This window comes from Pseudomonas sp. Pseusp15 (assembly GCF_059492165.1).
Genome location: NZ_CP168523.1, coordinates 4,295,086 through 4,308,364 on the forward strand (window position 1 = coordinate 4,295,086; position 13,279 = coordinate 4,308,364).

The 13,279-nt window shown below is 58.1% G+C and carries 15 protein-coding genes; 4 read left to right on the top strand and 11 right to left on the bottom strand.

Going from position 1 to position 13,279, the window contains the following annotated elements; translation table 11 throughout:
* The first annotated feature begins 40 nt into the window (after positions 1-40).
* Positions 41-634: a phosphoheptose isomerase gene (locus ACEN8R_RS19505; RefSeq protein WP_008025961.1), complete on the top strand. Its 594-nt coding sequence runs from the start codon at positions 41-43 to the stop codon at positions 632-634.
* Entirely contained in the window at positions 631-1,209 is a 579-nt protein-coding gene (locus ACEN8R_RS19510) for a BON domain-containing protein (RefSeq protein WP_018930122.1), read from the top strand. Before ACEN8R_RS19505 ends, ACEN8R_RS19510 begins: the two co-directional genes overlap by 4 nt.
* 97 nt (positions 1,210-1,306) lie before the next feature.
* Here ACEN8R_RS19510 and ACEN8R_RS19515 read toward each other — a convergent pair whose 3' ends face one another.
* From ACEN8R_RS19515 to rplM, 7 genes are all read right to left on the bottom strand, one after another.
* Positions 1,307-1,720: a ClpXP protease specificity-enhancing factor gene (locus ACEN8R_RS19515; protein ID WP_018930121.1), complete on the bottom strand. Its 414-nt coding sequence runs from the start codon at positions 1,718-1,720 to the stop codon at positions 1,307-1,309.
* A gap of 16 nt (positions 1,721-1,736) precedes the next feature.
* Positions 1,737-2,354, bottom strand: a complete 618-nt coding sequence (locus ACEN8R_RS19520) for a glutathione S-transferase N-terminal domain-containing protein (RefSeq protein WP_007939828.1) — start codon at positions 2,352-2,354, stop codon at positions 1,737-1,739.
* A gap of 150 nt (positions 2,355-2,504) precedes the next feature.
* Entirely contained in the window at positions 2,505-3,287 is a 783-nt protein-coding gene (locus ACEN8R_RS19525) for a cytochrome c1 (RefSeq protein WP_018930120.1), read from the bottom strand.
* Complete coding sequence (locus ACEN8R_RS19530) at positions 3,287-4,498, bottom strand: cytochrome b (protein WP_018930119.1); 1,212 nt, start codon at positions 4,496-4,498, stop codon at positions 3,287-3,289. The genes ACEN8R_RS19525 and ACEN8R_RS19530 overlap by 1 nt, the downstream gene beginning before the upstream one ends.
* A complete protein-coding gene (petA, locus tag ACEN8R_RS19535) occupies positions 4,498-5,091 on the bottom strand; it encodes a ubiquinol-cytochrome c reductase iron-sulfur subunit (protein WP_007939825.1) in 594 nt (197 codons plus the stop codon). Before petA ends, ACEN8R_RS19530 begins: the two co-directional genes overlap by 1 nt.
* 267 nt (positions 5,092-5,358) lie before the next feature.
* Positions 5,359-5,751 carry a 30S ribosomal protein S9 gene (gene rpsI / locus ACEN8R_RS19540; protein ID WP_003228056.1) on the bottom strand — a complete coding sequence of 131 codons (393 nt, stop codon included), beginning with the start codon at positions 5,749-5,751 and terminating at the stop codon, positions 5,359-5,361.
* Positions 5,752-5,765: 14 nt separating this feature from the next.
* Positions 5,766-6,194 carry a 50S ribosomal protein L13 gene (gene rplM / locus ACEN8R_RS19545; RefSeq protein ID WP_007939824.1) on the bottom strand — a complete coding sequence of 143 codons (429 nt, stop codon included), beginning with the start codon at positions 6,192-6,194 and terminating at the stop codon, positions 5,766-5,768.
* A gap of 245 nt (positions 6,195-6,439) precedes the next feature.
* Here rplM and ACEN8R_RS19550 point away from each other — a divergent pair, with 245 nt between their 5' ends.
* Positions 6,440-7,480 carry an NADP(H)-dependent aldo-keto reductase gene (locus tag ACEN8R_RS19550; protein ID WP_495020088.1) on the top strand — a complete coding sequence of 347 codons (1,041 nt, stop codon included), beginning with the start codon at positions 6,440-6,442 and terminating at the stop codon, positions 7,478-7,480.
* 129 nt (positions 7,481-7,609) lie between these two features.
* Here the strand turns inward: ACEN8R_RS19550 and ACEN8R_RS19555 are convergent, their stop codons facing one another.
* A complete protein-coding gene (locus ACEN8R_RS19555) occupies positions 7,610-8,746 on the bottom strand; it encodes an acyl-CoA dehydrogenase family protein (RefSeq protein WP_495624266.1) in 1,137 nt (378 codons plus the stop codon).
* Between the two features lie 244 nt (positions 8,747-8,990).
* On the opposite strand from ACEN8R_RS19555, the gene ACEN8R_RS19560 reads away from it, so the two are divergent.
* The gene (locus ACEN8R_RS19560; protein ID WP_172901249.1) at positions 8,991-9,887 is read left to right on the top strand and encodes a GlxA family transcriptional regulator; all 897 of its coding nucleotides are present in this window, start codon (positions 8,991-8,993) and stop codon (positions 9,885-9,887) included.
* An 84-nt stretch (positions 9,888-9,971) separates the two neighbouring features.
* Here the strand turns inward: ACEN8R_RS19560 and zapE are convergent, their stop codons facing one another.
* From zapE to ACEN8R_RS19575, 3 genes are all read right to left on the bottom strand, one after another.
* On the bottom strand, positions 9,972-11,066 hold the full coding sequence (gene zapE / locus ACEN8R_RS19565; protein WP_019582361.1) for a cell division protein ZapE: 1,095 nt from the start codon (positions 11,064-11,066) through the stop codon (positions 9,972-9,974).
* 90 nt (positions 11,067-11,156) lie between these two features.
* Complete coding sequence (locus tag ACEN8R_RS19570) at positions 11,157-12,512, bottom strand: tryptophan--tRNA ligase (RefSeq protein ID WP_495624267.1); 1,356 nt, start codon at positions 12,510-12,512, stop codon at positions 11,157-11,159.
* Positions 12,513-12,536: 24 nt separating this feature from the next.
* The gene (locus tag ACEN8R_RS19575; protein WP_086946161.1) at positions 12,537-13,181 is read right to left on the bottom strand and encodes an alpha/beta hydrolase; all 645 of its coding nucleotides are present in this window, start codon (positions 13,179-13,181) and stop codon (positions 12,537-12,539) included.
* Between the last annotated feature and the right edge of the window lie 98 nt (positions 13,182-13,279).

Consider the following 13,279-nt stretch of genomic DNA (forward strand, 5'->3'; position numbering starts at 1 on the left):
ATTCATGTGCCAAGTAGCCGCGCTAATTAAGGTCACACAGATGGACATGCAATCCCGAATTCGCCAGCTTTTTCAGGCCAGTATCGACACCAAGCAAATGGCGATGGACGTACTTGCACCGCACATCGAGCAAGCCAGCCAGGTGATGGTCAACGCCCTGCTCAACGAGGGCAAAATGCTTTCGTGCGGCAACGGTGGCTCCGCCGGCGATGCACAGCACTTTTCGTCCGAGCTGCTCAATCGCTTCGAGCGTGAACGTCCGAGCCTGCCAGCCATTGCGCTGACCACCGACAGCTCGACGATCACCTCGATTGCCAACGATTACAGCTACAACGAAATCTTCTCCAAACAGATCCGCGCCCTCGGCCAGCCGGGCGACGTATTGCTGGCGATTTCCACCAGCGGCAACTCGGCGAACATTATTCAAGCGATCCAGGCCGCACATGATCGTGAAATGATTGTCGTAGCATTGACGGGTCGCGATGGCGGCGGCATGGCATCGCTGCTATTGCCTGAAGACGTCGAGATTCGCGTACCGGCCAATGTCACTGCACGTATTCAGGAAGTCCACCTGCTGGCGATCCATTGCCTTTGCGATCTGATCGACAGCCAACTGTTCGGGAGTGAAGAATGACCCCTAATCGCCTAAGCCTTCTGGCCTTGACCCTGTGCCTCGGCATCAGCGGCTGCACATCAGTGGTTAACGCCAGCCGTGAAGCGCCGATCGAAGATGACCGCGGTACGCGCACCTTCGGCAGCAAGATCGACGACTCTCTGATCGACACCAAGGTCGGCGTGAACATCGCCAAGGCCGATCCGGCCCTGGACAACGATTCGCACATCGTCGTAACCAGCTTCAACGGTGTTGTGTTGCTCGCCGGGCAAACCCCGCGCGCCGACCTCAAGGCCAAGGCCGAACAGGTCGCCGCCTCCGTTCAGCGCGTGAAGAAGGTGCACAACGAACTGCAAGTGCTGCAGCCCTCCTCGCTGCTGGCACGCCAGAACGACACTTGGCTGACCACCAAGATCAAGACTCAGATGCTCACCGACCCCTCCATCCCGGGCTCGCGCATCAAGGTTGTGACCGAGAACGGCATCGTTTATCTGCTCGGCCTGCTGACCAAGCAGGAAGCGGCGCAGGCGACCAATCTGGTGCAAGGCGTTTCTGGCGTGCAGAAGATTGTGAAGCTGTTTGAGTACATCGACTGATACTTGCTTACGCGATGGCATCCTTGAGATCGCCTTCGCCGGCAAGCCTGGCTCCAACAGTAATAAAAAAGGCGATCCTTGCGGATCGCCTTTTTTATTACTTCACCACCTTCAAACTGGGTCGACCGCTGGGACGCGGTGGCTCGCTGTCGGGTGGCGGAACATCATCATCCGGCTCGATGTCTTCCTCGTCCTCTAGCGGCGATTCCATATCGAACACCATGCCCTGGCCGTTCTCCCGAGCGTAAATGCCCAGGATCGACGCGATAGGCACGTACAGGGTGTGCGGCACGCCACCGAAGCGCCCTTCGAAACTGACCGCCTCGTTATCCATGTGCAAATGACGCACGGCTGCCGGGGATACGTTCAGGACAATCTGCCCGTCACTGGCAAAACCCTGAGGCACCTGTACCGACGGATACTCGGAATTGACCAGCATGTGCGGGGTGCAATCGTTGTCCACAATCCACTCGTAGAGCGCGCGGACCAGATAAGGTCGACTGGAGTTCATAGCGGCTCCTTAAGCCTTAGCGCATGTCGCGTTCGACACCAGACAGACTCGCCTGGAAAGCCTCACGCGCAAACTGGCGCTCCATGTAATCAAGCAGCGGCTTGGCAGGCCGCGGCAGTTCTATACCCAAAATCGGCAATCGCCAGAGTATTGGTAGTAGGCAGCAATCCACCAGACTTTGTTCCTCACTGAGGAAAAACGGCTTGTCGGCGAATAGTGGCGACACGCCTGTCAGGCTTTCGCGCAGCTCTTTACGAGCCACCACGCGAGCTGCTTCCTTGGTCCGCGAATCCAGAATCAGATCCACCAGGCCACACCAATCACGCTGAATTCGATGAATCAGCAGGCGACTGTTGGCACGCGCCACAGGATAAACCGGCAGTAGTGGCGGATGCGGGTAACGCTCATCCAGATATTCCATCACCACGGTCGACTCCCACAACGCCAGGTCACGATCGACCAGGGTGGGCAGGCTTCCGTAAGGGTTCACTTCAATCAGTTTAGGCGGCTGACGACCAGCCTCCACGTAAATGATCTCGGCGCTGACACCCTTCTCTGCAAGTACGATGCGCACTCGGTGGGAATAGTGGTCGGCGGGGTCGGAGTAACAGGCCAACCGATTGGTCACGCCCATGGCGGTCCTCCTCGCTTGTTGAAATTATCGAAAACGGAAAAACACGCGCGCCCAGAGGGCGCCTCCCGTAACGCCTGGATCACCAGACTCGTTACACCTTCAGAGACGCCCCTGGGCGCGTGCGATTAACAGCAATGGCTTACAACGTTATCAATGGACGTCTTTCCAGTATTCACGCTTGAGCAAGTAAGCGAATACGAAGAAGAACGCCAGGTACAGCAACACATAGGTACCGATGCGCTGATGCTGCAGCTTCACCGGGTTGGCCGAGTAGGCCAGGAAGGTCACCAGATTCTTGACCTTCTCGTTGAACTGCTCTTCGGTCAGCGTGCCGGTTTTCGGCAATACGGTCAGTTGATCGCAGGCTTCATGAGTCAAAGCGGTGCCGGTCAGCGGATCGAACTGCTTCTTGCCGTCATCGACGACTTGAACCTGTTTACAGCCTACCACCTGGCGACCCTGCAAGCCGACCAGAACGTTAGGCATGCCGACGTTCGGGAACACCTTGTTGTTCACGCCCCATGGACGCGACGGGTCTTCATAGAACGAACGCAGGTAGCCATAGAGCCAATCCGTGCCACGAACGCGAGCCACCAGTGTCAGGTCGGGTGGCGCCGCACCAAACCAGGTCTTGGCGTCAGCCGGCTGCATGCCGATGCTCATGTGGTCGCCGATCTTGGCGCCAGTGAACACCAGCTTCTCGAGCATCAGCTCGTGAGGAATGCCCAGGTCATCGGCGACACGCTCGTAGCGCTGGAACTTGGCACTGTGGCAGCCCATGCAATAGTTGGCGAACGTACGTGCGCCATCCTGCATGGCAGCCTTGTCGGAAACGTCGATGTCGACTTTTTCCAGCTCTGGGCCGCCGTGTTCGGCCGCGAAGGACAGTGCTGGCAGAGCAGCAAGAATCAGTACAGCAAATAGTTTTTTCATCAGCCAGTCACCCTTTCCGGAACCGGTTTGGTCTTCTCGAGCCTGGTGTAGAACGGCATCAGAATGAAGTAGGCGAAGTACAGGAAGGTACAAACCTGCGACAGCAACGTACGTTCCGGGGTAGGCGCCATTACGCCCAGCCAGCCAAGAATCACGAAGGAGATGCAGAATACCCAGAGCCAGATCTTGCTCAGCCAGCCCTTGTAGCGCATGGACTTGACCGGGCTACGGTCAAGCCAGGGCAGGACGAACAGCAAGGCAATCGAAGCACCCATGGCAACAACACCCAGGAGCTTGTCCGGAACTGCCCGCAGAATCGCGTAGAACGGCGTGAAGTACCAGACCGGAGCGATGTGCTCAGGGGTCTTGAAGGCGTTCGCCACTTCAAAGTTCGGCTTCTCGAGGAAGTAGCCGCCCATTTCCGGGAAGAAGAACACGATCGCGCAGAAGATGAACAGGAACACCACCACGCCGACGATATCTTTCACGGTGTAGTACGGATGGAAGGCAATACCGTCCAGCGGTACGCCGTTTTCGTCTTTGTGTTTCTTGATGTCCACGCCGTCCGGGTTGTTCGAACCCACTTCGTGCAACGCCAGAATGTGCAGCACCACCAGGCCAAGGATCACGATCGGCAAGGCAACCACATGCAAGGCGAAGAAACGGTTCAGGGTAATACCGGAAATCAGGTAGTCACCACGGATCCACTGGGTCAGGTCGTTTCCGATGACCGGGATCGCACCGAACAGCGAGATGATCACCTGGGCGCCCCAGTAGGACATCTGGCCCCACGGCAGCAGGTAACCCATGAAGGCTTCAGCCATCAGCGCCAGGTAGATCAGCATGCCGAACACCCACACCAGCTCACGCGGCTTCTGGTACGAACCGTAGAGCAGGCCACGGAACATGTGCAGATAAACCACGATGAAGAACGCCGAAGCGCCAGTGGAGTGCAGCAGACGCAGGATCGAGCCGTACTCGACGTCGCGCATGATGTATTCGACGGAAGCGAATGCTTCTTCCGCCGACGGGGTATAGCTCATGGTCAGCCAGACACCGGTAACGATCTGGTTGACCAGAACGAGCAGCGCCAGGGAGCCAAAGAAATAGAAGAAGTTGAAGTTCTTCGGGGCGTAATACTTGCTGAGATGGTCTTCCCACATTTTGGTCGCGGGGAAGCGCGCATCAACCCAATCCATGAACTTGCTCATCACGCTTTCTCCGTATCGACGCCAACGACAATGATGTCATCGGTCTCATAGGAATGCGGGGGAACTGGCAGGTTCAAAGGCGCGGGTTGCGACTTGTAGACGCGGCCAGCCAAATCGTAGTGGGAACCGTGGCAAGGGCAGAAGTAGCCCCCGACCCAATCCTTGCCCAGATCGGCAGGTGCCACTTCTGGACGGAAGGTCGGCGAGCACCCCAGGTGAGTGCAGATACCGATCAGCAGCAGGACTTCTGGCTTGATCGAACGCGTCTGCGGGTCGACATAGGTCGGTTGCGTCGAGTTCTTGGAGGCGGGGTCAGACAGCTGGCCCTCAATCTTTTTCAGATTCCCCAGGATTTCCTCGGTACGGCGGACGATGAACACCGGCTGGCCGCGCCACTCAGCAATCATTTGCTGGCCTGGCTCGATTTTGCTGACATTCACTTTCACCGGTGCACCTGCGGCTTTCGCCTTGGCACTGGGAAACCATGACCCCACGAACGGGACCGCAGCCCCCACCGCTCCTGCAGCACCCACCACGGATGTGGCTGCTACCAAGAAGCGACGCCGGCCTGCATTCACGCCGTCATTGCTCATTCAGTCCTCTCCCATCAGCTTTGTGGCCTGTTAAATCAGGCGTCTACTAAGTAAAAATCTGAACTTATAAAAATTTTGCCGAATGGTAATGAAAAGCCCCAATTCTGACAAGGTAATTACCGAAGGGCTCCACTGCCAAGCCTTGTAGTATAGGGCCTCTGCGGATGTGGCAAGTTGTCACAGCGCAATTCGTTGATAAATAGCGCCCATAAAAAAACGCCCAGCTTCGCAAGGAAACTGGGCGTTCTTTTTGAACGTGAAAGCGAATTAACGCTTCGAGTACTGCGGACGCTTACGCGCTTTACGCAGACCGACTTTCTTACGTTCAACTTCACGTGCATCGCGGGTTACGAAGCCAGCTTTGCGCAGAGCAGAGCGCAGAGTTTCGTCGTAGTCCATCAGAGCGCGAGTGATACCGTGGCGGATTGCGCCAGCTTGACCACTTACACCACCGCCGATCACGGTGACGTAGATGTCGAACTTCTCGACAGTCTCAGTCAATTCCAGCGGCTGACGAACTACCATGCGGGCAGTTTCGCGGCCGAAGAAATTATCCAGCGAACGGTTGTTGATGGAGATGTTACCAGTGCCCGGACGCAGGAAAACGCGTGCGGTTGCAGTCTTGCGACGGCCAGTGCCGTAATTTTGAGTCGCCGACATAATGAACTATTCCGTTAAAACTTCAGTTCTTGGGGCTGCTGAGCAGTATGAGGGTGAGCAGCGCCCGCATAGACTTTCAGCTTACGATACATGTCGCGACCCAGCGGGTTCTTAGGCAGCATGCCTTTGACCGCGGTCTCGATCACGCGCTCAGGGGCTTTAGCGATCAGCTTTTCGAAGTTGATCGACTTGATGCCGCCCGGGAAACCGGAGTGGGAGTAGTACATTTTGTCAGTGGTTTTAGCGCCAGTAACACGTACTTGCTCAGCGTTGATTACGACGATGTAGTCGCCGGTATCAACGTGAGGAGTGTACTCAGCCTTGTGCTTGCCACGCAGACGGCTCGCGATTTCAGTGGCCAGACGACCCAGGGTCTGACCAGCAGCGTCGACGACAAACCAGTCGCGCTTTACTGTTTCCGGTTTAGCAGTAAAAGTTTTCATTCTTTATAGCCTCAGGGGCCGCCCTGTAAATTAGACGGCGGATCTTACTGAATAGTGCGTACTTTGACAAGTCAAAGGCAGCCGGATACAGACGCTTTCGGGGGCTCGGGTCGGCGCGTCCGTTCAACGGCAAGATTCTTCGGCGGCGGCGCATCACTTCCACTGCAGAAAGAGGTGCGCAATTATGCAGATTGCGAAAAATATTTCAACCTGCTTTTATGATTGTTTTGCCCAAGGAGCACCCGATGGACTATCGCCAGCTAGGCCGTACCGATCTGAACGTGAGCGCCATCTGCCTCGGCACCATGACCTGGGGCGAGCAAAACAGTGAGGCTGAAGCCTTCGCCCAGATCGAACGCGCCAAGGGCGCCGGGATCAATTTCATCGACACCGCCGAGATGTACCCGGTGCCGCCCAAGGCCGAAACCTACGCCACCACCGAACGCTACATCGGCAACTACTTCAAAAGTCGCGGCGACCGCGCCGACTGGATCCTGGCGAGCAAGATCGCCGGCCCCGGCAACACCATCGACTACATTCGCGACAAAAACCTGCGGCACAACCGCCAACACATCAGCGAAGCCGTGGACGCCAGCCTCAAGCGCTTGCAGACCGATTACATCGACCTCTATCAACTGCACTGGCCGGAACGCAGTACCAATTTCTTTGGCCAGCTCGGTTACAAACACAAGATCGAAGCCAATCTGACGCCACTGGAGGACACCCTCGAAGCGCTGGACGAACAGGTCAAGGCTGGCAAGATCCGCCATATCGGCCTGTCCAACGAAACCCCGTGGGGCACCATGCGCTTCCTTGCCCTCGCCGAAGCCCGTGGCTGGCCTCGCGCGGTATCCATCCAGAACCCCTACAACCTGCTCAATCGCAGCTTCGAAGTCGGCCTGGCGGAAATTGCCATCCGCGAACAATGTGGCTTGCTGGCCTACTCGCCACTGGCGTTCGGCTTTCTGTCGGGCAAGTACGAAGGTGGCGCGCGTCCGCCAAAAGGTCGCCTGAGCCTCTACAGCCGCTTCAGCCGCTATTTCAACCCGCAGTCGGAAGCAGCGTGCAGCCGTTACGTGGCACTAGCTCGTGAACACGGCCTGGACCCGGCGCAGATGGCACTGGCGTTCGTCACGCAGCAACCGTTCGTAACCAGCAACATCATTGGCGCCACCACGCTTGAGCAACTGGACAGCAACATTGCCAGCGTCGATTTGAAGCTGTCGGATGAAGTGCTGGCAGGCATTGAGGCGATACACCAGGATCAGCCGAATCCGGCACCGTAACTTACGTCGACGATCGTTCCCACGCTCTGCGTGGGAATGCATCCCGTGACGCTCCGCGTCACTTCCGAAGCGGACGCAGAGCGTCCATGGCGGCATTCCCACGCAGAGCATGGGGACGATCACGCTGCATTACAGCGACCGCGCAATAATCTCCTTCATGATTTCATTGGTCCCGGCATAAATCCGCTGCACCCGCGCATCCGCCCATGCCCGGGCGATCGGGTATTCCCACATGAATCCGTAACCGCCATGCAACTGCACGCATTCGTCGAGCACCTTGCATTGCAGGTCGGTGCCCCAGTACTTGGCCATCGCCGCCGTCGGCACGTCGAGCTTGCCTTGCAGATGCAGTTCCAGGCAGCGATCGACGAAAACCCGGCCGATCTGGATCTCGGTCGCCATTTCAGCGAGCTTGAAGCGGGTGTTCTGGAAGTCGGCGATGGCCTTGCCGAAAGCCTTGCGCTCACGGGTGTAATCCAGCGTCCACTGCAACGCCGCTTCGGCTGACGCCAAGCCTCCCACCGCGACCGTCAAGCGCTCCTGCGGTAATTCCTGCATCAGGTAAGCGAAGCCCATCCCCGCTTGGCCCAACAGGTTTTCCTTGGGCACCCGAACGTCCTGGAAGAACAGCTCCGAGGTGTCTTGAGCCTTCATGCCGACCTTTTCCAGGCGCTTGCCCTTGGCGAAACCCGGCGTGTTGGCCTCCACCAGAAACAGACTGGTGCCCTTCGCCCCCGCCTTCGGATCAGTCTTGGCCACGACGATCACCAGGTCAGCCAGAAAGCCGTTGGTGATGAAAGTCTTCGAACCGTTGATCACGTATTCGTCGCCCTCCAGCACCGCGGTAGTCTTCACCCCCTGCAGGTCGGAGCCAGCACCCGGCTCGGTCATGGCGATCGCAGTGACCATCTCGCCAGACACCAGCTTGGGCAGGTATTTGTGTTTCAGCGCCTCACCGCCGTAATGCAGGATATAAGGCGCAACAATGTCCGAATGAAGAGAAAATCCGATCCCGGTCAGCCCCAGACGACCGACCTCCTCGATCACCACTGCGCTATAGAGAAAGTCTGCCCCCAGCCCGCCGTATTCTTCCGGCAGATGCGAACAGAGCATCCCCGCCTCCCCCGCCTTGTTCCAGAGATTGCGGTCGATATAGCCTTGTTTCTCCCATTGCCCATGGAACGGCACGGCCTCTTTTTCGAGGAACGTTCGCACGCTGTCGCGAAAAAGTTCGTGCTCGGGGCTGAACAAGGTTCTGGGGATCATGCGTCACCTGTCGTTATTGTCAGACGGAATTGATCTTCAGAGACTAAGCCTCGCTTCCGATACAGGACACTGGACACATCCGACAAAAAATAAGACGATCCAGCCGTCTGGTGACCACTTTCCCCTATAAGAATAAAGTTGAATTATGTCTAACCAAGCCTCCAAGCCCTTGCGGCGCGTCAGCATCCTGGCTATCGACCGGGTTTTCGCTTCCACCCTCATGCAAGCCAAGGATTTCTTCCATCTGGCCAGCCTGCGCTATGGCAAACAACTGGGCCACGGCCTGACACCGGCGTTCGAAACCCGGCTGGTCAGCCCCGACGGCAAACCGGTGAACAGCTTCAGCGACGTGATCATGCCGGTGGACGGCGGCCTGGAAAATGCCGACGTCATCATCCTCCCCGCCTTCTGGGACGATTTCGACACGCTCTGCAAACGTTATCCACAGGTCCTGCCGTGGCTGCGCGAACAACACGCCCGCGGGGCAGTGCTGTGTGGCGAGGCCACGGGGGTGTTCTGGCTCGCCGAAGCCGGACTGCTCAACGGCAAGGAAGCGACCACGTACTGGCGCTTCTTCAATGCTTTCGCTGAGCGCTTCCCGCAGGTTCATCTCAACCAGGACAAACACCTGACCGACGCCGACAACCTGTATTGCGCCGGCGGCACCACCTCGGCCTGCGACCTCTACATTTACCTGATCGAGCGCTTTTGCGGTGCCAACGTGGCCCAGGCCGTGGCTCGCGACATTCTCTACGAAGTACAACGCAGCTATGCGCCGGGGCGGATCGGTTTCGGCGGGCAAAAACTGCACCAGGATGTGATCATCCTGCAGATCCAGCATTGGCTCGAAGAACACTTCGCCGATAAATTCCGCTTCGAAGACGTGGCCCGCGAACACGGCATGAGCATCCGCAACTTCATGCGACGCTTCCAGACCGCGACCGGCGATAAACCGCTGCATTACCTGCAACGCCTGCGCATCGAGACCGCCAAGGGCTTGTTGTCCGGCAGCCGCAAGAGCATCAAGACCATCAGCTATGAAGTCGGATACGACGATGCGAGCTTCTTCGCCCGGCTGTTCCGCCAGCATACGGAGTTGTCGCCGAATCAGTATCGGCAGCAGTTTCAACAAGCAGCTTAAGGGCTGGACACCAATCCAGATTGGCTCTTCAGCGCGCATAAAAAAGGGCCTGCAATGCAGGCCCTTTTTATTTTCCGAAATGTCCTACGGCTTGTGCGCCCGGGACAGGAATTCGTGAGACTGCATTTCCAGCAAGCGGCTAAGCGTGCGCTGGAACTCGAAGGTCAGGCGACCGCCGGTGTAGAGGTCTTTAAGCTCGACTTCGGCGGAGATGATCAGCTTCACGTTGCGGTCGTAGAACTCGTCGACCATGTTGATAAAACGTCGGGCGATGTCGTCGGTGGTGACGCTCATCTGCTCGACGCCGCTGAGCAACACGGCATGGAAGATCTTGCCCAGTTCGATGTAGTCGTTCTGGCTGCGCGGGCCGTCGCACAGTTCGCGGAAGTCGAACCAGGCCACGTCATCGCAAGTGCGCACGGCGCGGATTTCACGGTTCTCGATCATCAGCACGTCGTTCTCGACGGCAGCCGTGCATTCCGGCGTCAGGGCCCGGAAACTCTTGCGCAGGCTTTCCTGGGCGGCTTCATCCAGCGGGAAGTGGAACAGCTCCGCTTGCTCGAGGTGACGCAGACGGTAATCGACGCCGCTGTCGACGTTGACGATTTCGGTGTTCTGCTTGATCAGCGCAATGGCCGGCAAGAAGCGCGCACGTTGCAGGCCGTCCTTGTACAGACCGTCCGGCACGATGTTCGAGGTCGCGACCAGGGTCACGCCGTTCTTGAACAGTTCTTCCATCAGCGTGCCAAGGATCATGGCGTCGGTGATGTCGGAGACGAAGAATTCATCGAAACAGATCACTCGCGTTTCGTCGGAAAAGCGCTTGGCGATGATCGTCAGCGGGTTTTTCTCGCCGCCCAGAGTCTTCATCTCTTCGTGCACGCGCTTCATGAAGCGGTGGAAGTGAGTGCGGGTCTTTTCCTTGAACGGCAGCGCTTCGAAGAAGGTGTCGACCAGGTAAGTCTTGCCGCGACCCACGCCGCCCCAGAAATACAGGCCCTTGACCGGCGCCTGGTCCTTCTTGCCAAACAGTTTGCCGAGCAGGCCCGGTTTGTTCTGCGAGGCCGCGACCAGATCGTCGTACAGGCGCTGCAAATGACGCACTGCCGTTTCCTGCGCAGCATCGTGGAAGAATTCCGGGCGTTTCAGATCAGCTTGGTATCGTTCTAGGGGCGTCATAATTCGTTAGCAAGGCAACAAAAACGGGCCGTCACTGTAGCGACGGCCCGTGGGAATGGCAATCGGCCCTTGGTCGGACCGAACCGTTGTTTATTCCTGAACCGGTGTCAGTGCAACCCGCAATGCGCCGATGGCAGCATCGCGAGCAGCACTGTCGGTGAAGGCCGGGCTGTCGGCCACGCACTCGCCTTCCAGCCAGACGCTGAAGCTCAGGTCTTCACTGCGCACGTCCAATGACTGGCCGGATTGCAGTTGTTTGGTCACCTGACCTGCGGTTTTGCCGTCGGCGAAGTGGCGCGACAGCAGCAGTTGCTCGCCATCGGCCGCCAGTAGACGGAAGCGGAAACTGCCATCGTCTTCACGGAAGCTGACAAAACGCGCGGCTTTCGCGGCTTTCTTCTTGGTGGTGACGGCGACTTGAGTCTGGGCGACGAAAGAACGCAGGCCGACCGCTTCACGCAACTCGTTGAGGAACGGCGTGGCCACTGCACGGGCCTTTTTCGCGCCGTGTTGCAGGATGTCTTCCAGATCCGCCGGACGCTCGATCAGTTGGTGATAACGCTCGCGGGACTCGCCCAACTCGTTGTCCAGCAACTGGAACAGGCGATTCTTCGCCTCGCCCCAACCCAGGCCCTGGAGCAATTCACTGCGGAATTCGTCGGCTTGTGCCGGTGTAGCGAAAGCCTGGAACAAGGTGAACAGGTGCGAGTTGTCCGGATCTTTGGCTTCACCCGGGGCACGGGAGTCGGTCACGATCCGCGAAATCGCGTCTTTCATCTCTTTGGCGCTGCTGAACAACGGAATGGTGTTGTCGTAGCTCTTCGACATCTTGCGACCGTCGAGGCCTGGCAGCGTGGCGACGCTTTCCTCGATCAGCGCTTCGGGCATGGTGAAGAACTCCTTGCCCTGGCCGAACAAGTGGTTGAAGCGCTGGCCGATGTCACGGGCCATTTCCACGTGCTGGATCTGGTCACGACCGACCGGCACCTTGTGGGCGTTGAACATCAGGATGTCCGCGGCCATCAGCACCGGGTAGCTGTACAGGCCCATGGTGATGCCCGCATCCGGGTCTTCGCCATTCTCGACGTTCTTGTCCACCGACGCCTTGTAGGCGTGGGCACGGTTGAGCAAGCCCTTGGCGGCCACGCAGGTCAGCAGCCAGGTCAGCTCCGGGATTTCCGGGATGTCGGACTGGCGATAGAACGTCACCCGGTCCACGTCCAGGCCACCGGCCAGCCAGGTCGCGGCGATTTCCAGACGCGAGCGCTGGATGCGCAGCGGGTCATCGCATTTGATCAGGGCGTGGTAGTCGGCCAGGAAGTAGAACGAATCGGCATTGCTATCGCGGCTGGCAAGAATCGCCGGGCGGATAGCCCCCGCGTAATTGCCCAGGTGCGGCGTGCCGGTGGTGGTGATGCCGGTGAGGATACGGGTACGAGTCGTCATGGGTAATCGCTTGTCAGACTGCAATCAATTCGAAAGACGCGGCAGGATCAGATCCTTGAGATCGGTCAGCTTGCCATGAAAAAAGTGTCCGCATTCTGCCACTTTCAGCAGCTCATGGGGGCGATCGAGTGCGTCGGACCAATCGTAAACGAGTTGCGGATCGATCACTTCGTCGGTTTCCGGCTGGATCACGGTCAATGTACCTTGGTGCGGCAGTTGATCCTGATCGCCCAGACGCATGACCGCAGGCGCGACCATGAACAGATGCTTGATCTGCTCACCCTTGGCCTCCAGGCGTCCGCCTAGACTGGCTGCAACAAAACCGCCGAAGGAGAAACCGAACAGGGTCAAAGGTAATTCAGGATGTTTGGCCCGCAGCCACTCGGCCGCTGCCTGGGCATCGTCGACTTCGCCGGAGCCCATGTCGTGCGAGCCTTCACTGGCACCGACGCCACGGTAGTTGAAACGCAAGGTAATCAAACCGGCGTCCCGCGCGGTGCGCTGCAGGGTCGAGACGACTTTGTTGAGCATCGTGCCGCCCTGCACCGGGTTCGGATGGCAGATCAGCGCCAGGCCGCGAGGCTGCTCATTGTCCGGGCTCATGTTTTCCAGATACAGGGCTTCCAACTGACCCACCGGGCCATCAATCACTACAGGGGTTTCGCGCATAAGCAAGGAAGGAACTCCGTGACCTCGAATCGGGTCGACTCGTCTAGCAAATTGTCTGTGCCAATCTATTGCGAGTGAATCGCGGTATACAGCGCAGG

Bases quoted from the DNA above. Each gene is read 5' to 3' on its own strand.
- ACEN8R_RS19505 (WP_008025961.1), top strand. From the start codon at position 41: ATGGACATGCAATCCCGAATTCGCCAGCTTTTTCAGGCCAGTATCGAC.
- ACEN8R_RS19510 (WP_018930122.1), top strand. From the start codon at position 631: ATGACCCCTAATCGCCTAAGCCTTCTGGCCTTGACCCTGTGCCTCGGC.
- ACEN8R_RS19515 (WP_018930121.1), bottom strand. From the start codon at position 1,720: ATGAACTCCAGTCGACCTTATCTGGTCCGCGCGCTCTACGAGTGGATT.
- ACEN8R_RS19520 (WP_007939828.1), bottom strand. From the start codon at position 2,354: ATGGGCGTGACCAATCGGTTGGCCTGTTACTCCGACCCCGCCGACCAC.
- ACEN8R_RS19525 (WP_018930120.1), bottom strand. From the start codon at position 3,287: ATGAAAAAACTATTTGCTGTACTGATTCTTGCTGCTCTGCCAGCACTG.
- ACEN8R_RS19530 (WP_018930119.1), bottom strand. From the start codon at position 4,498: ATGAGCAAGTTCATGGATTGGGTTGATGCGCGCTTCCCCGCGACCAAA.
- petA (WP_007939825.1), bottom strand. From the start codon at position 5,091: ATGAGCAATGACGGCGTGAATGCAGGCCGGCGTCGCTTCTTGGTAGCA.
- rpsI (WP_003228056.1), bottom strand. From the start codon at position 5,751: ATGTCGGCGACTCAAAATTACGGCACTGGCCGTCGCAAGACTGCAACC.
- rplM (WP_007939824.1), bottom strand. From the start codon at position 6,194: ATGAAAACTTTTACTGCTAAACCGGAAACAGTAAAGCGCGACTGGTTT.
- ACEN8R_RS19550 (WP_495020088.1), top strand. From the start codon at position 6,440: ATGGACTATCGCCAGCTAGGCCGTACCGATCTGAACGTGAGCGCCATC.
- ACEN8R_RS19555 (WP_495624266.1), bottom strand. From the start codon at position 8,746: ATGATCCCCAGAACCTTGTTCAGCCCCGAGCACGAACTTTTTCGCGAC.
- zapE (WP_019582361.1), bottom strand. From the start codon at position 11,066: ATGACGCCCCTAGAACGATACCAAGCTGATCTGAAACGCCCGGAATTC.
- ACEN8R_RS19570 (WP_495624267.1), bottom strand. From the start codon at position 12,512: ATGACGACTCGTACCCGTATCCTCACCGGCATCACCACCACCGGCACG.
- ACEN8R_RS19575 (WP_086946161.1), bottom strand. From the start codon at position 13,181: ATGCGCGAAACCCCTGTAGTGATTGATGGCCCGGTGGGTCAGTTGGAA.